Annotated in this window: 20 protein-coding genes; 4 read left to right on the forward strand and 16 right to left on the reverse strand. The window is 35.5% G+C overall.

Features of this window, described 5'->3' with window-relative positions:
* Positions 1-614: 614 nt before the first annotated feature.
* Positions 615-1,043 carry a cold shock domain-containing protein gene (locus AC5YGG_RS04695; RefSeq protein WP_047096384.1) on the forward strand — a complete coding sequence of 143 codons (429 nt, stop codon included), beginning with the start codon at positions 615-617 and terminating at the stop codon, positions 1,041-1,043.
* Between the two features lie 204 nt (positions 1,044-1,247).
* On the opposite strand, the gene AC5YGG_RS04700 is transcribed toward AC5YGG_RS04695, so the two are convergent.
* The 8 genes from AC5YGG_RS04700 to queG form a co-directional block, all read right to left on the reverse strand.
* On the reverse strand, positions 1,248-2,690 hold the full coding sequence (locus AC5YGG_RS04700) for a TolC family protein (RefSeq protein ID WP_496143302.1): 1,443 nt from the start codon (positions 2,688-2,690) through the stop codon (positions 1,248-1,250).
* On the reverse strand, positions 2,671-5,793 hold the full coding sequence (locus AC5YGG_RS04705) for an efflux RND transporter permease subunit (RefSeq protein ID WP_496143303.1): 3,123 nt from the start codon (positions 5,791-5,793) through the stop codon (positions 2,671-2,673). Before AC5YGG_RS04705 ends, AC5YGG_RS04700 begins: the two co-directional genes overlap by 20 nt.
* Before the next feature lie 28 nt (positions 5,794-5,821).
* Complete coding sequence (locus AC5YGG_RS04710; RefSeq protein WP_496143304.1) at positions 5,822-6,910, reverse strand: efflux RND transporter periplasmic adaptor subunit; 1,089 nt, start codon at positions 6,908-6,910, stop codon at positions 5,822-5,824.
* Positions 6,911-6,969: 59 nt separating this feature from the next.
* Complete coding sequence (locus AC5YGG_RS04715) at positions 6,970-7,302, reverse strand: hypothetical protein (protein ID WP_496143305.1); 333 nt, start codon at positions 7,300-7,302, stop codon at positions 6,970-6,972.
* Positions 7,303-7,602: 300 nt separating this feature from the next.
* Positions 7,603-8,055: an SRPBCC family protein gene (locus tag AC5YGG_RS04720; protein WP_496143306.1), complete on the reverse strand. Its 453-nt coding sequence runs from the start codon at positions 8,053-8,055 to the stop codon at positions 7,603-7,605.
* 12 nt (positions 8,056-8,067) lie between these two features.
* A complete protein-coding gene (locus AC5YGG_RS04725; RefSeq protein ID WP_496143307.1) occupies positions 8,068-8,712 on the reverse strand; it encodes a murein L,D-transpeptidase catalytic domain-containing protein in 645 nt (214 codons plus the stop codon).
* A 2-nt stretch (positions 8,713-8,714) separates the two neighbouring features.
* Positions 8,715-9,398 carry a TIGR02117 family protein gene (locus AC5YGG_RS04730; RefSeq protein WP_496143308.1) on the reverse strand — a complete coding sequence of 228 codons (684 nt, stop codon included), beginning with the start codon at positions 9,396-9,398 and terminating at the stop codon, positions 8,715-8,717.
* Positions 9,399-9,758: 360 nt separating this feature from the next.
* Positions 9,759-10,697, reverse strand: coding sequence for a tRNA epoxyqueuosine(34) reductase QueG (queG, locus tag AC5YGG_RS04735; protein ID WP_496143437.1), 939 nt, complete (start codon positions 10,695-10,697; stop codon positions 9,759-9,761).
* A 77-nt stretch (positions 10,698-10,774) separates the two neighbouring features.
* Here queG and AC5YGG_RS04740 point away from each other — a divergent pair, with 77 nt between their 5' ends.
* The 3 genes from AC5YGG_RS04740 to AC5YGG_RS04750 all read left to right on the forward strand — a co-directional run bounded on the left by AC5YGG_RS04740 (position 10,775) and on the right by AC5YGG_RS04750 (position 13,001).
* Complete coding sequence (locus AC5YGG_RS04740; protein ID WP_496143309.1) at positions 10,775-11,983, forward strand: porin family protein; 1,209 nt, start codon at positions 10,775-10,777, stop codon at positions 11,981-11,983.
* A 73-nt stretch (positions 11,984-12,056) separates the two neighbouring features.
* Complete coding sequence (locus AC5YGG_RS04745) at positions 12,057-12,356, forward strand: rhodanese-like domain-containing protein (protein WP_496143310.1); 300 nt, start codon at positions 12,057-12,059, stop codon at positions 12,354-12,356.
* A gap of 27 nt (positions 12,357-12,383) precedes the next feature.
* Positions 12,384-13,001 carry an HD domain-containing protein gene (locus tag AC5YGG_RS04750; protein ID WP_496143311.1) on the forward strand — a complete coding sequence of 206 codons (618 nt, stop codon included), beginning with the start codon at positions 12,384-12,386 and terminating at the stop codon, positions 12,999-13,001.
* A 716-nt stretch (positions 13,002-13,717) separates the two neighbouring features.
* Here AC5YGG_RS04750 and AC5YGG_RS04755 read toward each other — a convergent pair.
* The 8 genes from AC5YGG_RS04755 to AC5YGG_RS04790 all read right to left on the reverse strand — a co-directional run bounded on the left by AC5YGG_RS04755 (position 13,718) and on the right by AC5YGG_RS04790 (position 21,685).
* Positions 13,718-14,488: an alpha/beta fold hydrolase gene (locus AC5YGG_RS04755; RefSeq protein ID WP_496143312.1), complete on the reverse strand. Its 771-nt coding sequence runs from the start codon at positions 14,486-14,488 to the stop codon at positions 13,718-13,720.
* Between the two features lie 14 nt (positions 14,489-14,502).
* Positions 14,503-15,492 carry an NAD(P)H-dependent flavin oxidoreductase gene (locus tag AC5YGG_RS04760; RefSeq protein ID WP_496143313.1) on the reverse strand — a complete coding sequence of 330 codons (990 nt, stop codon included), beginning with the start codon at positions 15,490-15,492 and terminating at the stop codon, positions 14,503-14,505.
* 172 nt (positions 15,493-15,664) lie between these two features.
* Positions 15,665-17,032 (reverse strand): peptidylprolyl isomerase, encoded by a 1,368-nt coding sequence (locus tag AC5YGG_RS04765; RefSeq protein WP_496143314.1) that lies wholly within the window; start codon positions 17,030-17,032, stop codon positions 15,665-15,667.
* 86 nt (positions 17,033-17,118) lie between these two features.
* Entirely contained in the window at positions 17,119-18,042 is a 924-nt protein-coding gene (locus AC5YGG_RS04770; protein WP_496143316.1) for a PfkB family carbohydrate kinase, read from the reverse strand.
* 28 nt (positions 18,043-18,070) lie between these two features.
* Positions 18,071-18,628, reverse strand: coding sequence for a gliding motility lipoprotein GldD (gene gldD, locus AC5YGG_RS04775; RefSeq protein ID WP_496143317.1), 558 nt, complete (start codon positions 18,626-18,628; stop codon positions 18,071-18,073).
* 44 nt (positions 18,629-18,672) lie between these two features.
* Positions 18,673-19,707, reverse strand: coding sequence for an A/G-specific adenine glycosylase (gene mutY, locus AC5YGG_RS04780; protein ID WP_496143318.1), 1,035 nt, complete (start codon positions 19,705-19,707; stop codon positions 18,673-18,675).
* Positions 19,708-19,784: 77 nt separating this feature from the next.
* On the reverse strand, positions 19,785-20,255 hold the full coding sequence (locus AC5YGG_RS04785) for a hypothetical protein (RefSeq protein WP_496143319.1): 471 nt from the start codon (positions 20,253-20,255) through the stop codon (positions 19,785-19,787).
* A 65-nt stretch (positions 20,256-20,320) separates the two neighbouring features.
* Positions 20,321-21,685: a DUF5458 family protein gene (locus AC5YGG_RS04790; protein WP_496143320.1), complete on the reverse strand. Its 1,365-nt coding sequence runs from the start codon at positions 21,683-21,685 to the stop codon at positions 20,321-20,323.
* Between the last annotated feature and the right edge of the window lie 10 nt (positions 21,686-21,695).

A 21,695-nucleotide genomic window follows, 5' to 3' on the forward strand; every position in this document is an offset into this window, starting at 1 on the left:
CTTAAATTTTCATAATATGATTACATTGAATTCAAAAAATAATTAAACAATATACAAACACAATGATTTTAATACTTCATTATTTTCCAGACAGATACGGTTTCGCCCGTACTTTCCCTATTAAACACTTTCTATCTTTTTCTAACTTAAGTGAGTTTTAGGCATAACATTTGATACTTTCTGACCCGTATTAACACACACCACTTCAATCTTAATATATTTTTTTTAATCCTCAGCTTACTGAGGATTTTTTTGTTCAATATTGCTTCAAGGTGTGTAATGATGCTGTTTTTGGATTATTATGCAGAAAACCATTTCTGATAATCAATCATTTAAAACGGCTTTATTCATTTTATTGTTGTATATTTGTATATTAATTAACCAAGTCACTACTTTGTTTTCTGTAACGACTGGAACATAATGTCTTCAGTCTTTGCTTTTTGAGCAGCCATATTTTTAACTTTTATTCTTCTACCAAGAGCAATATTTGTCGGAATTTTAAAGCTCTGTATGATTGGGAAAATCCAAGACAGAAAACATTGATGGGCTTTAAGGTCTAAGGCAGACCGGATTGAACAATACAATTTATAGAAACTAAATACTAAAAATAATTTATGGCAGATTCTTTTTCTAAAAAGGAAAATTTCAAGAAAAAAATTCAAAAGCAAAAAGAAAAAGCGTTAAGACGCGAAGAACGTAAGACGAACAACAACAAAGGTAAGGACATGGAGGACGTCTTCATGTACGTAGATGAATTCGGAAGATTAACTTCTACTCCACCGGAACAAAGACAGGAAGTAAACCTTGATGATATTCAGCTGGGTGCTGCTCCTATTATTGAGGAAGATCCAAGAAAAACAGGAATTGTTACTTTCCTTAGTGAAAAAGGATATGGATTCATTACTGAAGATAACTCTAAAGAAAATATCTTCTTCCACAATAACAACTGTGTAGAACCTGTAAAAAAAGGAAACAAAGTATCTTTCGAAAAAGAAAAGTCTCCAAAAGGATTTTCAGCAGTTGAGATTCAGATAGTCAAATAATAATAAACGACTTTATATAATAAAAGCCACCTTTTCAGGTGGCTTTCTTTGTACATCGTAAAAAATAAAAATGGTCGGTTTCTAAAACCGAAAAAGAATATTATAAATGTAAATCACTAACATTTCAAGAACATTAAGGACGGCTTCAAAATAAACTGAGATTGTCTGCAACCACCATCCTTAATGACTTTATATTTAGATGATCTAGTCCAGCTTTCCTCCTAAAGCTTTAAACAACAAAACATTATTTATGGTGTTCTGATGTTGGAATTGCAGAAGATCCAGCTCAGCCGTCAGTTTGCTTTTCTGGGAATTGATCAGTTCAAAATAATTGGCATATCCTGTAAGATAGAGGTCATTGGAAACTTCTACACCACGATCCAGGAAGCTTACTTCTTCTGATTTTAATTTTAAAACTCTTTCATAGATCTTGGTCTGCTTTAGAATAGATTGAAGCTCATTGAAAGCGGTGGTAATACTCTTCTGATAGTTCAAAAAAGCAATTTCCTGCTCCTTACTCGCTACGTTAAACTCGTATTTCAATTGTCCTTTATTAAAAACAGGAACCATTAATCCCCCCAATAGCTGCCCAGCCAATGAACTTGGTTTGAAAAGTGTTTCTACGGAGAAGGAATTCATCCCAATGCCCACTCCCAGATCAATCTTTGGATAAAATGCAGCCCTTGCAGCCTTGGCATCTGCCTGGGAAGCTTCCAGTACATAATAGTTTGCAGCTACATCCGGTCTTGAATGAATAACAGCTTCTACATTAATGGTTTTATTTAAAACATCCATATTGGTAGGCATAAGGATTTTACCACGTTTCACATCTCCACCGTAGCTTCCCGTTAAGGTCGTAATTGCCTGTTCAACGGTTACGATCTCTACTTTAATGTGTTCGATTTCCGCAAGCCAATTATTATTCTGAGCTTTAAATTGTTGCACTGCTAATTCTGTTGCTTTTCCTACTTCTCGTTGAGCCAGCACAATTTCAAAGGCTCTTTGCTGAAGGTTGTAGTTTTTCTGATAAATTGCAAGACGATTATCCAATGCTACCAATTGATAATATAGGTTGGCAATATCCGTGAAAAGCTCTACCTGTAATAATCTCAGTCCTTCTGTAGAAGCAAGGTACTTCTTCTGGGCTGCTATTTTTTTATTTTTAAGCTTTCCCCAGGCATCAATTTCCCAGCTGCTTCTTGCTCCTAACCAATAATTCGGGGTGAAATCACGATTAATTTTCTGTTCTTCGGTAATATTTGGAGAAAGATTGGTATCGTAATTTCCTACTCCTTCCATTGTATATTTTCCGTATCGGTTTCCGCTGGCTTCAGCACCTACTTCAAGGGATGGTAAAAGATCCATCTTTGAGCGCTGTAAAAAACTGTTGGCAATTTCTACCCTTTGCTGTGCAATCTGAAAATCAGGATTAGCCTGTACTACTTTATCAAATAATTCCAGTAAATGAGGATCTGAAAAGTAGCCTTTAAGATTCAATTGTTTAAATTCTTCGGAATTTGCAGTTTTAGCGGGAACTTCCGGTAATTCCTGGGCTTTTTTAATGTCTGCAACTTTTGGAACGGCACATGAAACTAAACTTAATGCTGCTATTCCGTATAGTATATTTCTATGATGTAATCTTTTCATCTTTCTTCTTATTTTCAAGTTTTGCAAAGAATATATATAACCCGGGAATCACTACCAATCCGAAGATGGTCCCGATTAACATTCCTCCTGCTGCGGCTGTACCAATAGAACGGTTACCAATAGCTCCGGCTCCTGATGCAATACACAACGGAATAAGCCCTGCTACGAAAGCAAAGGAAGTCATCAGGATAGGTCTCAAACGTTGTCTTGCTCCTTCAATAGCAGCCGGAATAATATCATATCCCTGTTTATTTCTTGCTACAGCAAATTCTACGATCAGAATGGCATTTTTAGCGAGAAGTCCGATCAGCATGACTAAAGCAACCTGTGCATAAATATTATTATCCAGCCCAGCCAATACCAATGCGATATAAGACCCGAAAATACCTGTCGGAAGACTTAATAATACCGGTAAAGGAAGAAGGAAACTTTCATATTGAGCTGCCAATAGAAGGTATACGAATAGTAAACAGATCAGGAATATATAAACGGTCTGGTTTCCGGAAAGAATTTCTTCTCTCGTCATTCCTGACCATTCGATATCAAAACCTCTTGGAAGTGATTCTTTAGCCACACGTTCTACTGCTGCAATGGCATCTCCCGAGCTGTAACCGTCTGCCGGTTCCCCATTGATCATTGCAGACATATACATATTATATCTCGTAAGTACCTCCGGTCCGTATACTTTTTCAATCGTAATAAATGTAGAGAACGGAACCATTTCACCTTTATCATTTTTAAGGTATAAATTCAGAATACTTTCCGGAGTATCTCTGTGCTCAGGACTTGCCTGCACCATTACTTTATACATCTGGCTGAAGCGGATAAAGTTGGTCGCATAATATGAACCGAGCATTGTCTGTAATGTTGACATCGCATTATCTACAGAGATTCCTTTTTTTGCCGCCATATCATAATCTATATTAATCATGTATTGCGGGAAAGTAGCATCAAAACTGGTAAAACTATTCTGTAATTCAGGAGCTTCATTCAGCTTTTTGACGAAATCTTTGGTGATTTTATCGGTATTTTCAATGGTTCCTCCGGTTCTGTCCAGCAAACGTAATTCAAATCCGCTTGTATTTCCGAAACCTGGAACTGTCGGCGGAGCAAAAATTTCAATCTGAGCATCTGCAATCCCTTTTGTCTTATCTGAAAGTTCCGTGATAAGATCATTCACTGAAATGGATCTTTCTTTCCAGTCTTTAAGGTTGATCATCGCCATACCATAGGATGAACCTGCAATTTCCGTTACAATACTGTATCCGGCAAGCGTTGTTACATTTTCTACCCCTTTTATTTTCTTGGCAATGACTGTTACTTCATCTAAAACTTTCTCTGTTCTTTCTACCGTTGCTCCCTGAGGTGTGGTAACGCTTACATATACCATTCCCTGGTCTTCCATAGGAATAAATCCTGTCGGTAAAAACTTACTTGTTACAAAAGTTAGTCCTACAAATAGAAACAGTAATCCGAAAGTTACTGTAGTCCTTGTAGCAAATTTTGATAAGATCCCTACATACCCATTTGTAAGTCTTTCAAAACTGGTATTGAAACTCTGGAAAGCTCTGTCAATGATTGTTTTCTTTTTATTGTGATCGTGTGGCTTTAAAATAATTGCACACAATGCTGGTGTAAGAGTCAATGCATTCACACCTGAAATCACAATACTGATTGCCAGCGTTAATGAAAACTGACGGTAAAATACTCCCACCGGTCCGTCAAGAAATGCTACCGGAATAAATACGGCAGACATTACAATCGTAATAGCGACTACCGCTCCTGCAATTTCCTTTGTTGCACTAATGGTGGCATCCATTGCCTTCATGCCTTCTTCCATTTTTACGTGGACGGCTTCTACGACGACAATAGCATTATCCACCACAATTCCGATGGCAAGAACCAAGGCAAATAAAGTCAGTAAGTTTACTGAGAAATCAAGCATATTCATAAAAGCAAATGTTCCTATAAGCGCTACAGGCACCGCCAATACAGGAATAAGTGTTGAACGCCAATCCTGAAGGAAGATAAATACCACAATTCCCACCAGGATAAATGCTTCGATAAGAGTTGTTAATACCGCACTTATAGATGCATCAAGGAATCTGGAAACATCATATGCCATGTTATATTCCATTCCGGGAGGGAAAGATGTCACTTTCAATTCGTCCATTTTGGTCTTTACACTTTCGATTACTTCGGAAGCATTGGAACCGGGACGCTGTTTCATCATAATAGATGCAGAAGGTCTTCCGTCTGTCTTGGAAACCATTCCGTAGTTCATCGCTCCGAATTCTACTTTGGCAATATCTTTAAGCTTTAAAATAGTTCCGTCTACACCAGATCTGATTGGAACTTCTTCATATTGCTTAGGCTCAAAAAATTTACCTTTATATTTAATTACATATTGTAGCTGACTGGAAGTTTTTCCGGAAGTTTCACCTACTTTTCCCGGAGCAGCGGAGATATTCTGTTTCTGCAATGAAGTGATTACTTCATCTGCTGAGATGTTATATGCTGCCATTTTCTGCGGATCAAGCCATACTCTCATCGAGTATTCTTTCTGTCCCATAATTTCGGCACGCCCTACTCCATCAATACGTTTCAGCTCCTGAAGTACGTTAATATCCGTGAAGTTATAAATAAACTGCTCGTCCTGACTTGGATCTGTACTGGTAATATTAAGATACATCAGCATACTGTTGACTTCTTTTTCAGTGGTTACCCCTGCACGGATTACCTCTTCCGGAAGCTCATCCAGAATAGTTGTCACCCTGTTCTGTACGTTTACAGCAGCCACATCCGGATCTGTACCCACTTCAAAGAAAACCTGGATCAGGGTAAGCCCGTCATTAGAAGTCACTGTCGACATATATGTCATCCCAGGAACTCCATTAATAGCACGCTCCAGAGGAAGAGCCACTGCATTGGCAGACACCTCGGCATTTGCCCCTGTATATTTAGCTGTTACCGTTACAGAAGGTGGTACAATATCCGGGAACTGTGTAATAGGCATCTTTAATAATGCCATAATTCCCAGCAATACAAATAATATGGAAATAACCAACGAAAGAACCTTTCGTCTTATAAACATTTCTACCATAGTAAGTTGATTTAAAGATTATGAAAGTTTAATACTTCTTTTTGATTTTGATAATATCGCCATCCTTTAAGGATTGAGTTCCTTCATAAATGATTAAATCTCCTTTTTTAAGACCGCTTTCCACCATATAAGAATCTCTTAAGGTGGCTCCGATCTTGATATTGGTCATCTTTACTTTATTCTGCTTATCCACTACAAAAACATAGGTTTTATCCTGGATAGAGAATGTAGATTTCTGAGGAATAAGAATTGCGTTATCCTGACTCTCAGAAATGATAAGCTTACCTGAAGTTCCATGCTTGATCAAATGATCAGGATTCGGGAAAAGTACTTTATAACGAATAGAACCTGTAGTTCTGTCAATTTCTCCTTCAGCTGTTTTTAAAGCTCCATTAAACTGATAATTTACCCCATTCGGTAATGTCAGCTCAATTTTTTGGTGACTTCCGATTTTATCATTGGCTAAAAGTTCAAAATAAAGGTTTTCAGGAATCGAAAAGTAAGCGTAAACCTCATTAAGCTGTGATAATGTTGTCAACAAAGCTCCATTTTCCACCAAACTTCCGTCTTTATGAGGAATCACGTCTATTACTCCTGCAAAGGGTGCTGTAATCTTTGTAAAACTTATTTTCTGAAGCACAGTTTTTCTTTCCGCATCAGAGAAGGCATGCTTGGCTTTTGCAGATGAAAGCTTAGCTTTTACCATTTCAAGCTCATTATTTGCTACAAATTTTTTAGCATGTAAACTTTGAATCTGCTTCAATTCTACCTCTGCAATACGAACATCAGCTTCCGTCTGCTTTAAGGCTGCATTTGCCTTTAAAAGTTCCATCTGCAATTCAGCGTCATTGATTTTAAATAAAGGCTGTCCCTGTTGTACAAACTGTCCTTCATTTACATAGATATGCTGTATAATCCCGCCAATTCTGGAACGCATTTCAACGTTCTTTTTTGCCTGGATATCAGTTACAAACTGATTGCTTACAAGGGTATCTTTTTCCTTGATTTCCAGTACGGGAACTTCTTTATCATTCTGATTATTATTTTTCTTGTCTTTACTGCATGACACAGCGAATAATATTGCAAAACTGCAAATTATTACGTTTTTAAAATACATTTTTAGATGTTTAAGTTATAAAATTTTCGTTAAAATAAATTGAATTTCAATAACTTAAACTAGTACAACTGGAGGAGATGGAGGAAGGATTTCACTCCACAAATAATAGAAACCGCAATATCGGGAAGACTGATTTTAGGAGCAAGTTTTAGAATTGCCGAAAAGTTTCCTACTGCGTGATCATCTTTACGTCCCGAATGTTTTACAATCTTGGAAGCCGCCGGCAAAGCATGGGTATTCATGTCTGCTTCTTCGTAGACATCCAGCAGATGAATATTGCTTACATGAGGAAGGTGAGGAATATCCTGTAACGAGTCTTCCGCCCAATTCGAATTGAAAAGGGTAAAAACAAATATAATATAGAATAAGAAAAATGACCTCAGACCTGCCATGTCAACCAGAATACATTAGTTTTTTAGTAAAAACGATAGTTCTGCAAAATTAGTAATTTTTAATGGAGTTATTGTCTTTAAACTGTTAAAAAAACTTAAACAATAGTTCAATAATTCTATTAACAATAATTTAAATTTCTCTGAAATGACAGAATATACGGATAATTTGAGCATTTTGTATTTTACCCGAAAGACATCTAAAGAAGAATCATTAAGGATATAGGCTAAGCTTTTTTGAATTTTTGATTTGTTATTAAGGAGCCAAAGCTTGTTTCTATTGAATCAGAAGAATTATTTTTCTCAGAATAATTTACTTAATACTCTAAAGCGATAATCAAAAATATATTCCAGTTTGTTTTTTACAAATAAAGTATGAGCTATTTCTCCCAAGAACCCTATTGGAAGTTCATAATCTATGGTATCTTTCATTAGAACTCCATGCTCGTTAGGAATAAACTCATGATGATGATTCCATAGTTTGTAAGGACCTTTTTTCTGGAAATCAACAAAGCTTTTCTGAAAATCCACATGAGTAATTTCCGTCTGCCACTTCATTTTAATTCCGAATAGCGGAGAAACGTGATAGTCGATGAGCATTCCTTCATATATTTCATCGTCTTCCATTTCTGTCAATACCGTAAATCCCATATCCTTTGGAGTAATTTCAGACAGGTTATTGGCTGAGGAAAAGAATTTCCATGCGGTTTCTATATCACAGTTTAATTGCTGCTCACGGAAAAGCTTATGTTTCATCTTACTTCATTTTTAATTATATATCCACATCAGAACAGGCTTTTTTGAATTCTGAATCAAAGGGTCTATTTCTTTCATTGCGTTATCAGATACAGTAGGACAACCCCAACCTTCCGGTGATCCTTTGGGAAACACTTCCTCATCATTCATCCTATTCCAGGAATGGAAAACAATGAATCTCTTCAAAGCATTACTATTGGTTTCTTCAAGACCATGCATCAGGTATTTTACATTGATTCCCCACTCGCTATACCCTCGATTCTGTAATTTGTATTTTCCCAGTGATGAAAGGTGACTTCCGTCTTCATTACTGAACTTTGGACTATCTCTTGAATCATCTTTACTCCAGGGGTTTTCGCCACATCCGTGACCTACAAGATATTTTTTTGTTACAGTATTATTTTTAAAATCCCATACAAAAAATCGCTTAATTCCTGAATGAAGACTCATGTCAATCAAGATACAAAAATCCTTATTCAGATCTTTTGAAATACAGAATTTCAATGCTTCTTCCGCTTTAGCTTTTATCTTAGACAGATCAGCTTCAGGTTTCTTCTCCATTTTTATAACAGCTTCTTCAAACTGATTATTTTCTTTTTTCTCTTGAGTACAAGAAAAAAACAGGAGAATAGTACAGAACAGAAGAACAATTCTCATAACTATTTATAATGTTGAAAAATTCCGAAATCAGAGGGCGTCCAAAGCGCTGCTTTTTGTCCTGCTGCTTTCAGGGCATCATTGCTCCAGGTATTGCAAGTATAAAGGAAACTGTAAGTTCCCTTAGCATCATAAAATGCATCGGTATTACCATATACAGCATCAGTAGGAATCAATATGAATTTTCCATTCTGATCCCTGTCAAATTTATCTTCTACAAATTTTACTAAATTTTTATACTGGTTTCTGCTGATCATGATCATTTTGCAATCCTCACCTTCTTTCATAGTATAATAATAGGTACAATGCATGGCTGAATCACTTAACCAAAATGCTGCTTTTATGGCTGTTGAAAATTTAAGATCTGCCCAGGTCGGCGTATCCAGATAAAACCCTTTATCTCCCCATCCTATTCCTACATAATTATAATCTGTTTTTTTAGATTTTGTATAAGCAAAGGGAATCATTACACTCCAGTCTTGAAGGTCGTTTTTCACCGGCATCACGATATCGGTATGCACGCCATTGGTATAAATATAGATAGGAATCTCCTTCTTTTCGCCGTCATCCTTCGCGGAAACAGGAATATATGGAATCAATAAACCGAGAAGAACATAAATGATGACTATTCCCAGGATAATTCCAATCACTTTCAATGCATAGATCAATACAGTTTTCACAGTCATGTTTTTGAATAAAATTTAATATATAGTTTTCAGTAAAAGTATTTGTTTTAATCGGAAAAATGACTATATTTAATTACGAAATATTCACAAATATGCGTAAAAATACCAAATCCCAGAAAAGATTTAAAGTAAGAGTAAAAACTGCTCCAAAAAGAATACAAAAAAAACGTTGATTTTCAGTGAGACTATTATCTCCTGAAAATCAATTTTTCTTTTTAGGAAAGGCTTTTTGAGCAATTTATTCGGTTAAATCCTACCCTCCTTAGTATGAAAAATCTAAGGAATGGCTTATTATCCGCTTTTATTTGGAGTCCGAAAGAATTCCAACATAGGAATCATCATCAAAAGTCTGAATGAAAATTAATCTGAAGATTTTTGTAGAAATTCAATATTTCTCTTCAGCCCCGTGAATTTAGTCCTTTTCACAGGCGATTTTCTGAAGATTTCAGAGAAGATTTCCTGGGTAAGGTCCTTCCATTCTCCTTTTTTAAAGTTCTTCAAAGCTTCATTAGGCTTGAATCTGCTTTGCTGATGAGGTGCTGAAAACCTATTCCATGGGCAGACGTCCTGGCAAATATCACAACCGAACATCCAGTCTTCCATTTTATCTTTAAAATAATCCGGAATTTCGTTTTTCAATTCTATGGTAGCATAAGAAATACACCGGCTTCCATCAATTATTTTTTCTGAAACAATGGCATCTGTAGGACAGGCGTCTATACATTTTCTGCATGTACCGCAGTGATCTGTCGTTTCATGATCCGGAATAAGTTCCAGATCACAGATAATTTCCGCCAAAAAATAAAACGATCCGTTTTGCTTTGTGATAAGGTTTGCATTTTTTCCTACCCAGCCAATGCCTGATTTCCTTGCCCAGCTTCTTTCGAGAACCGGTGCAGAGTCTACAAAAACCCTGAATCCAAATTCTCCTATTTCTTCCTGCAGTTCAGCTACCATCTCCCGAAGAATTTCTTTGATGACTTCATGATAGTCTTCTGCATAGGCATATTTTGAGATTTTGAAATTCTCCAGAATAGAAATTTTTTCTTCAGGAAAGTAATTGTAAGAAAGTGAAATAACAGATTTAGAGCCTTCTACTAAAAGTCTTGGATCAAGTCTTTTATCAAAATGATTTTCCATATACTTCATTTCACCATTGAAGTTATTCTTCAGCCATTTCTCAAGATGTACAGCGTCTTCCTCCAAAAAATCTGCTTTAGAAATACCACAATTCTGAAACCCAAAGCTTTTTGCCTTGGATTTTATAAGTTGAGAGTATTTTTCTGCGCCTGCATTCATTAATTTCACAATGCAAAATTAAGATTATTTTATATATTTGATCCCGAAAAAAAATTACTTAAAAACTAATAACAACTATGAAAAGATTAAGCCTTTTGGCGGGGCTTCTTGCCACAAGCATGTATTATGCACAAATTAAATTTGAAGAAGGATATTTCATTGATAATTCGGGGACAAAAAAGGAGGTTTTAATCAGAAATGTGGACTGGAAAAATAATCCTGTAGATATTGAATACAAAACAGACAATGCGTCGAAAGTTCAGAAAGAGGATATCAGCAATATTCAGGAATTCAGTATTAACGGAGGTAGGAAGTTTATAAGAGCAAAAGTAATGCTTGACCGTTCTTCGGGAAATCTTAACTCAATGTCCTATACTCACGATCCTGATTTTAAAGAGGAAACAATATTTCTTAAGTACGTTGTGGAAGGTAAGGCAGGGCTTCTTTACTATGAAGACGGTAATCTGAGAAGATATTTTTATTCATCAGAAAATTCAGAGCCTAAACAATTAATTTATAAGCCTTATTATATTGATCAGGCGAGTATTGCATATAACGAAGATTATAAAAAGCAAATCGCGGAGCAATTAAAATGTGGTATCACGTCTGAACAAATTAAGCGTCTGGATTACACCACAAAGGACCTTACAAAAACATTTATTCAATATAATGAGTGTTCAGGAAACCCAATCATCAATTATGAAAAGAAGGATGAAAAAGCAAAAAGTTTTGTTCATCTTAATATCAGACCAGGAATAAATTCTGCGGAATTTAGCTTTTATGAAGCTTCATATAGTGCTCCTGACTATCATTTTGGAAATAAAAATTCTTTCAGAATAGGTTTGGAACTTGAATATGTACTTCCATTTAATAAAAATAAATGGGCAGTATTTATTGAGCCTACTTACCAATCTTATAAAAACAGTACAGAAGCTGTTACTCTTCCCGGAAGTCTCTTTGAAACCAGATATACCGCAACTGCTGACTATAAATCTATCGAAGTTCCTTTCGGAGTGAGACATTATTTCTTTTTAAGTGATAAATCAAAAATCTTTTTAAATGCGGCGTATGTTCTGGATTTTGCTTTGAATTCTTCCGTAACTGTTGAAAGATCAAAACTGGATATTGAATCTGGAGGAAATATGGTATTTGGAGCAGGATTTAAATATGATAAATTCAGTGCGGAAGTAAGGATAGGAACGCACAGAGGACTGTTCCGTAATTATTTGTATGTAGGTGGTGACTACAGAGCTGCATCGTTCATATTGGGATATACTCTGTTCTAAATATAAAACGGATAAAGTTTTCGAAAAAAATTACGTAATTTCGTTCATAATTTAATGTTTAAAACAAACAACTATGTCTTTAATAGAAGTAATACAATCAGGAAACTATGAATTAATCGATGTTCGTGAGCCTATGGAGCTTGAAATGGACGGAAATATTGATGGTGCCAAAAATATCCCTCTAGGTGAAGTAGAAGATAGACAAGACGAAATTCTATCTATTGAAAAACCGGTAATTTTATTCTGCAGAAGTGGAAACAGAAGTGGAAAAGCATTGGAATATCTTAACTCACAAGGACTAAACGATGGTTACAACGGCGGAGGCTGGGCTGAACTAAAGGCTGTTCTTGAAGCAAATAGAGGAACTTTTTAAAAGTTCCTTTTTTTATACCTTTTCATCATGGATCTAAAGAATCGATTTGAGCAACTTTGCTTACCATTTTCAGCAGATAAAGTATTCATCAGGACTCTGTGGGGAGAGATTGAGAATAAGTATTCTGAAAAAGGCAGACATTATCATAATCTTATTCACCTTGAAAATATGTTTCAGGAACTTGAACAGGTGAGAGAGAGAATTTCAGATTGTACTGTGGTTTCTTTCTCTGTGTTTTACCATGATATTATTTATGATGCCACTTCCAAATCTAATGAAGAAAAAAGCGCATTAGCTGCCGAAAAAAGACTGTCTGAACTTGGATTGAATAAAGACCGGGTTTCTATAATTTCAACTCAGATTCTAGCTACAAAGTCTCATCAAAAATCAGAAAACGAAGATACCAATTACTTATTAGATGCTGATCTCTCCGTATTGGGAAAGGATTTTGATACCTATTTGAACTATACTCAAATGATCAGAAAAGAATACTCTATTTATCCTGATTTCCTTTATAAGCCTGGTAGAAAAAAGGTGTTGAAGCATTTCCTTGAACTTGAAAGTATTTTTAAAACCGAATATTTCAGGGAGAAATATGAAGTTCAGGCAAAAGAAAATATTGTCAGAGAAATTGAACTTCTTTAAGACCAGTCTTAAAGGCTGGAGATAATATTATTCTATTTATGTAATTTAATGCAAAGTTTTTAGCTCCTTATCTCATATTTTCAAGGAAGCAAAGGGTAGAATGAATTTCATTGATTGTTTTTAAGCCAATGCATGTACTTTCGACTTCTTCAGCGAGAAAATCACACTTTTAGCTTCGAAACATTTGAATGATATTTCTTTGCGATTAGAAAATGACCTATTGGTTCAATAAAAAGTATAGATCATAAAAAAGAGATGCAAATAAATTGCATCTCCCAAACACATTCATATCAAGCATGAACTTATAATAATTTTCATCATCATAAAGTTCTACATTTCAAGCTTGACGTATATTCACACTAAGACAAGGATGATTAAGTCTTATATTCTGACATTTCAAAAATAAGAAACGAAACATCACTAATCTGTGATTTCATTTGTTTATTTGTTGTAATTTAACCTCTAACAATCAATATTATAGATAATTTTACAATGAAATAAAAGTTACAAAAATTCTACTATATAAAAAAATTATTTATAGAAATTAATTCCGTTACTTATCAAAGGGAAAAGAAAATTTATTTTGATAGACACCTCTCCGTTTGTACAATTTTTCAAGTATTATGTACAAAAATTCATATTTAAGTTAGGGCAAATAAAAAACACCCTCTTTGAAAGGATGCTTTTACTTTATAATCAATTGAATACGATAACATTTAGCTATTATTAGCTATGAATTCTACGGATCTTTTTAATACAAGTTCCGGAACTTCTTTGTGGGGCGTATGTCCTACGTCTGGAATAATATATTTTTCAGTACTGCCACTTACCTGAGAAACTGTCTTTTCCATCTGATCGAGTGTACCATATTCATCTTTTTCTCCCTGAATAAACAAGAGTGGGCAAATAATATCTTTTAAGAGATATTCTATGTTCCAGGTTCTGTAATCCTCGCGAGTCCATGTTTCTGTCCATGCTCTGAACAGCATTTCAACCTTATCACCATGATACTTCTGAAGACGTTCCGGGAGATTGGTGGTTTTATAGGCTTCCCAGGCATCATAAACACCTTTTAGAGTTACCTCTTCTACGAAAATATGACCAGCTTCACAGACAACGGCTTTTACTCTTTCTGGATATTTTGCCGCCGCAATCAATGCTATTGTTCCACCATCACTATGCCCGAATAAAACAGCATCAGTAATATTTAATTCTGTTAAAAGGTCATTCAAAAGATCTGCTTCCAGCTCCATATAATTAACAGGTCTTACGTGGGTAGGCATCGGATAAGATTTTCCGTATCCCAAACGATCATAAGCAAGCACATTACATTCTGTAGCAGCAGATAGCTTTACGGGAAAATCCCTCCACAGTTGTACTGAACCTAGTGAATCATGGAGAAAAACAATTGTAGGCTTATCTTTGAATGAATCGTTGTATTCTATATATAATTTTTTGTCCTTTACATCAATTATTCTTCCTTCCATTGCATAAAATTACATTAAAATTTAGGGATCTTTGTCTCTTCGAATTCTTTTAAAAGCTGACTAAAAACGGTTTCAACCGGAAGAATATCATTAATTAAAGCAGAAACCTGCCCTATTTCCAATTCTCCGTCTTCCATATCTCCTTCAAACATTCCTTTTTTGGCTCTCGCTCTTCCTAATGAAGCAATCAGTGCATCTTTATTTCTTCCGCCCTGATAGATTTCTTCAAGTTCATTAAAGAATTTATTTTTAACCATTCTTACAGGAGCCAATTCTTTTAAAGTAAGATGAGTATCCCCTTCCTGAAGTTCTGTTATTTTTTTTTTCCAGTTATCATGTGCGCTGGCTTCAGTGGTTGCTGCAAAACGAGAACCAATCTGTACTCCATCTGCCCCCAAGATCATAGCTGCTTTCATTTGTGAACCTAAAGCAATTCCTCCAGCTGCAATTAGTGGCTTTGAAATATGTTTTTTTACATTCGGGATGAGGCAGAATGTTGTAGTTTCATCTCTTCCGTTATGCCCTCCTGCTTCAAAGCCTTCTGCTACTACTGCATCTACGCCTGCTTCTTCGCACTTTACGGCAAATTTGGTAGAAGATACTACGTGAGCAACTGTAAGCCCCTCTTTTTGTAGAGTTTCTGTATAAGTTTTCGGATTTCCAGCTGAGGTAAATACGATTTTCACTCCTTCTTCCAGGATAATCTGAATAATTTCTTCAAGATTTGGGTAAAGCATAGGTACATTCACCCCGAAAGGCTTATCTGTAGCTTGTTTACACTTTTGAATATTTTCTCTTAAGATATCAGGATACATGCTTCCCGCTCCTATTAATCCTAATCCGCCACAATTGGAAACGGCAGAAGCAAGTCTCCATCCGGAATGCCAGATCATTCCTGCCTGAATGATTGGGTATTTTATATTAAAAAGTTCTGAAATTCTATTTTCATTAGTCTGCATATCATGAAGTTTTTTCGCTGAATTGAAATCTATAAAATTGCTCATGCGTAAAAATACTAAAAACAAAGGTTTTACGGGAATAATTTCTGCTTGAAATCTTTGAATTTAAAAGATAAAATTAACACAGATTTTCAATGGCAAAACTTGATTTTGACTTCGTTCCCGATATTACTTTTCAGGCACAAAAAAACCTTCAGAAATTCTGAAGGTTTTGATTTTATTTTTTGATTGATTCTTTTTTCCAATTGGCTTTAAAACTACAAGTATCATAGCGTCCGTCAATAGAAATAAAGGTTGTAGGTAATTTAGAATTTACAAACTTCTCAACCATTTCGTTTTTCTTTTTGTTCAGTGCCATCTGTTTGATTCTGCTGAAATCTGTTTCCAGTGTAATCTGGTGTGCCGGAATTACATCTTCAAGCTTGATGATCTTAACTGCTTTTCTTCTGTTTTCATCATCTTCAAATGCAGTAGTGATATCTCCTTTGTTCAATCCTGCTAATTCGTAGCTGATTGTTCCCGGAATACTTTCTCTTTCGATTTTATCAGAACCGTCTCCTCCAGGAATAATTCCCGCATTAAACTTAGTTTTTTTATCATCTGAGAATTTGAAAGCCGCATCTTTGAATGAAATTTTACCATCAAGGATAAGACCTCTGATACTGTCAAGCTTTGCTTTTGCAGTTGTAAGTTCTTCGTCTGTAGGCGTTCCTTTCAAAAGGATGTGTCTTGCATCATATACTTTTCCTGATCTTTTGATCAATTGGATGATGTGATAACCGAATTCAGATTCAATAGGATCTGAGATTTCATTTTCCTGAAGGTTTAATGCTGCAGCTTCAAATGGCTTTACCATTGTTCCTTTGTTGATGTTTTTATATAATCCACCGTTAGAAGCAGATCCTTCATCTTCAGAGTAAATTCTAGCCTGGCTTTCAAAAGTTTCACCTGCAAGGATATCTTGTTTGATCTTTTTCAATCTGTTAATAAGATCTTGCTTATGAGCTTCTGTCAGTGAAGGGTAAATCATAATCTGAGCTAAAGTAACTTCATCTTTGATCTGTGGCAGCTGCATTTTATACAAATTATAAAAGTCTGTCACCTCATTCGGCGTTACGTCAGCTTTGTCGGTTACTCTCTGATATTTTGCCTGTCCGTAATATTGATCCGTATCGATTTTTTCGATAGCATTTTTCAATTCATAAGCATTTCTGAACTTATAAGCGGCTAGCATTGTTTTTTCATCAGGAAACTGAGAAAGCATCTGACGGTATTTTGCATTAGCTTGTTCTTTGATTGCTGCGGAACGGTTTTCAATCAGCGTATCTTTTTTTGCTTCGTATACAAGAAGTTTATTGTTGATCAGGTTTTCAAGGAATTCACATTTGTCTGTATTGGCAGCTCCCTGTTGTTTTCCATAATTCATCTGCTCAATAACATCAGATTCCAAAACAATCTCATCTCCGATAACAGCAGCAATACCATCCACTAAATCTCCTGGTTTTAGCTGGGCATTCATCATATTAGAAGAAAAGATCATGATGAAAATCCCAAGAAGATAAGTGATTTTTAGTTTATTTGTCATTTTACTATTTTAACAAGTTGCAAATTTAGAATTCTTAACGAATTTCACTCAATTTTTTATTATAAATATTTCTTAAAAAGACTTATTTACTGTAGTTCAACATCAAATGTCGTTAATTCTTTGAATTGTCTCAATCTGCTGAACATATCAGATTCTTCCACTTCCTGAATTCTTTCTGTTCCGAATTTTTCTACCGTGAATGATGCCATTGCAGAACCTACGATTAATGCAGACTTCATAGTATCGAAATCGAATTTTCCTTTTTTAGCTAGATAAGCTGCAAAGCCACCTGCGAAAGTATCTCCAGCTCCAGTCGGGTCAAAAACTTCTTCTAACGGAAGTGCCGGGATTGCAAATACTTTATTGTCGTGGAAAAGTAAAGCTCCGTGCTCACCTTTCTTGATGATCACATATTCAGGACCCATTGTGTGGATTTTTTTAGCAGCTTTTACTAAAGAATATTCTCCTGAAAGTTGTCTTGCTTCTTCATCATTGATCGTAATTACATCTGTTTTGGCAATCATATCCATTAAGATATCCAATGCACAATCCATCCAGAAGTTCATCGTATCAAGGATCACAAGCTTTGGACGGCTGTTCATTTTTTCAAGTACTGATAACTGAACTCCAGGGTGTAGGTTTCCAAGTAATAAAATTTCGGCATCCTGCATTGAATCCGGGATTTTCGGATCAAAGTTTTCCAGCACGTTGACTTCTGTAGCTAAAGTATCTCTTGTGTTCAAATCGTTGTGGTATTTTCCAGACCAGAAGAAAGTTTTCCCTTCTTTTACGATTTCAATTCCTTCGATATTTACTTCTCTGTCTGTAAACATATCAAGGTGTTCCTGTGGAAAGTCCCCTCCTACTACAGAAACAATACCGGATTTAACGCCTAAAATAGATGAAGTGATCCCAATATAAGTGGCAGCTCCGCCTAAAATCTTGTCCGTTTTACCAAATGGTGTTTCAATTGCATCAAATGCAACACTTCCTACAACTAAAAGTTTCATATATTTTTCAATGTATATTAAAAAGTAATTATTTTTTCCATTCAAAAGAATCCAGCAGATGTTTCATATCATTTTTGATATAATTCACTGCGGGAGCCAGAGAGTCCGGTTTCGGTCTCGTATTAAAGTATAAATAAGCAGTTACGAAATGTTTCGTACTGTCTGTAATGTAAAATTGAAGGTTGGAAGCACTCTGCCCTTTCAGCTCATAGAAATTTCCGTATACCTTTTTCTCAGGGTATTCAAAGGATTTTGTATCTATGGCACTGGCTTTAATGGTGTGTTCATATACCATTTTTTCAGCTTCCCTGATATGTTCAGCAAAGTCATTCTGTATCGGATAATAAGTAACAAAAACTTTTGCTTTCATTGCTGGATAGTTCAAATAGTACCAGCAAGGTTTTTTAGCTGCTGTGATATTCGCAAAATTTGAATATTCGAAGGTATAAGCGCAATTGTTTTCAAACTTTTGATATTTCGGTGCAGGATATTCCAGACGCAGTTCTCCGTATGGTTTCGGGATCGGGTCTTTTCCACATGAAATTAAAAGCAGTGATACAAAAATAAAAATGACTTTTTTTATCATTTTGCAAAAGTACAAATTAGATTTTAGATTTCGGAAGACAAATTTCAGTCTTTCAATGAGTTTTGAATGTAATTTTCTAAAGGCTTCGGAAAGGATTTTTCATGAGAACCCTGAACGTCTGTGATCAGGTATTCATTTTCAGAAATAAAGGCATTCCATATTTTTTCAGAAGTTACATTTACGTTCAATATTTCAATACTTAAGTTCTTGTGTGTCAATTTATGAGCAACTGTTTTTGAGCTGGTAATAAATTCTTCCATTTCTGTAGGAATAGCTTCCGGAAACTCAAATAACTTCTTCCAGATAAAGTCATCTTTTCTCTGTCTGATCAAAAACTGCCCGTTTCGATGAACAAAATAATAGGTCAAAGCAAGGTCTTCCGCCTTTACTTTTTTTGTTTTTACAGGAAATTCTGAAGTTTTATTTAATGAAAATGCAAGACATTCTTCACTGATCGGGCATTCTCCGCACAAAGGATTTTTAGGTTTACAGATTTCGGAACCGATATCCATCATTGCCTGATTGAAGTTTCCTACATTTTCAGGCATCACTAAAGCTGCCAGTTCTGAGAAATAAGTAAATGCTCTTGAATTTGAGATATCAAAATCATCGGCAAAGAAACGGCTCAGAACACGATAGAAATTTCCGTCAACAGCCGGCATTTTTCCATTGAAGCAAATACTGGAGACTGCTGCGGCTGTATATTTTCCTACTCCTTTTAATTTTAGAATTTCTTCATATTGATCAGGAAAAATACCATGATAATCATTCATGATCTGCTGTGCCGCCTTATGAATATTGATTGCTCTTGAATAATACCCCAGTCCTTTCCAATATAATAAGACTTCATTTTCTTCGGCTTCTGCCAAAGTTTTTACATCCGGAAATCTTGCTATAAAATTATTGTAATGATTCAATCCCTGATTAATCCTTGTCTGCTGAAATACAATTTCACAAATCCAGATTTTATAAGGATCTTTTGTCTGTCTGAAAGGCAGATCTCTCGCGTTATTTTTATACCACTCCAAAAGCCTGTTTCCTACATGCTGAAAATCTAAGGCTGAACTATTTTTTTCCAAAAACCAATCTATTTACCCCAGGAAAGATCATATTCTTGCTCCGAGTGTTATTTTGAGACTGCAAAGATAGGTTTATTTTACTTTTTTTTCACAGAATATACTGATCCTCCTCTCAACCATTGATATCTAAGGTCTCTGTCTTTTGCAATAAATTTGTAGCCTTGTAAAGCTTTCATGTAAACATACATGGAATCATTATTATTATTTAATTTCAGTTTGTATGTTGACAAAAATTCAATTGGATAATCTATAACAGAATCTCTTATGCTTTTCAATACTCTTCCAGATCTTACTCTATAGATAAAAAATGGTTTCCCACGCTTGGAACTGTCAGCTAATTTCACTTCTGAACTTGCAATAACCAGTTCACTGGCATCAAAGCATTCTTCTTCATTCATGATATAGGCTTTTCCTTCCTGGCGTTCGTCTGCAAAAAGGTCTTCTTCGTATTGTGCCGGGCTTTGGTATTTTTTTTCACAACTTACCAAAAGAACCATTAATAAAGCTGGTAAGCCAATGATAAGCTTTTTATTCGTATTAAGTTTCATAGATATTGGTAGAAAAAAACCGATGTAAAATTGCATCGGTTTTTGTTATTTTAAAATAAGGTATTTTATTCCTGAGCGTATTCTGCATCCCATTCGTTACCGTCATCTCCTTTGTGTCCGTCAAGTTTGATAACGAAACTTTTTGTAGGGAAATAAGGTGTCATACGGATATCAAGCCATACTCTGTCTTTGTTTACTCTATCCTGCTCGAAACGAACGATTTTGAATTTTTCAATCAATTTGTCCGGTCCTTTGATATTATCCAGGAACGTTACAATTTGTCTTCTTAAATCGTCTTCGTTTTTAGCATTCCAGTTTTCGAAAGCTCTTCTGTTCAGGAAGTCAAGTAATACTTTAGTTACATAGTCGAATACACGAACTACGGAATATGTTTGAAGACCGATATTGTCTCCTGTAAATAATGTCTTTGCAGAAAAAGCCATAATTTTTCCGTATTCATTTACCATTGGAACAAGACCCATTTTTTCTAATTGAGAAATTTCACTTTTCTTCAATTCGAATTTTACAGCGTCTACTTCATTGATATTACCGTGTTTTTTACCGGCTGCAACCTGAGACATTAAAGTTTTATGGATTTTTCCTGCTAATGAAGTGGAAGGTGGAAGTTCTACGTTTTCTTCTTCACCTACTTCTTCTGCTTTTCCACGTCCTACAAGCCAGTTACATGTCATAATAACATTACTTCTGTGAAGTTCACCTCCTGTAAGATTGGCAGAGTGGAATAAGTCTACCACATCATCCGGTTTATCAAGGTTGGCAAAGTCTGTAACCATCATTACTTTGTTTTCGTTACAGATTTTCGCCCATTTTTCAATAACTTTATTTGATCCTAAATATCCTGGGATAGCAAGGATTGAATAGTTATCTCTAAGGTCTAAACGGTCGTAGTAATTTTTGAATTCTTCAGAAATAGCATCAATGAATAAAGGATTGTCTAAGTCTGATACCTGATCCAGGCTTGCATTAACAATACTTACGTTATCCACTTTATCCAATTCTGTATTCTTGTAGAATTGAGCTACAGTTCTATAGTTAGTTTCTAACAGACGAACTGCGTCAAGTGTATTTTTTAGGTTTTTCTTTAAATTCTGATCAGCCTGTTGTGCTTTACTTTTGCACGTTTCAGCCATTTTATCTGCAGATTCGCTTCCTTCCAAAAGGCTCACCCAAAGGTTGATTTTTTGAAGAAGTTCTTTTCTTTCGTCTGCTTTATTGCTATCGTTAAGGAAAATTTCTTTCCTTGCTTTTCTCGTTGGGTTCATATTGGCGATACCGTCTACAACGGATTCAACAAAGCCAAAACCTCCCATTTTATTAAGCTCAGCAAGCGGATTCCCTTTTGGTTGCCCGGAGTGCTGTTGCTGTTGTCCCTGCTGCTGGCTTTCCTGCGCCTGTAATTTGCTATCCATGATTTAATGT

The sequence above is a fragment of the Chryseobacterium sp. CS2K3 genome (genome assembly GCF_059515185.1).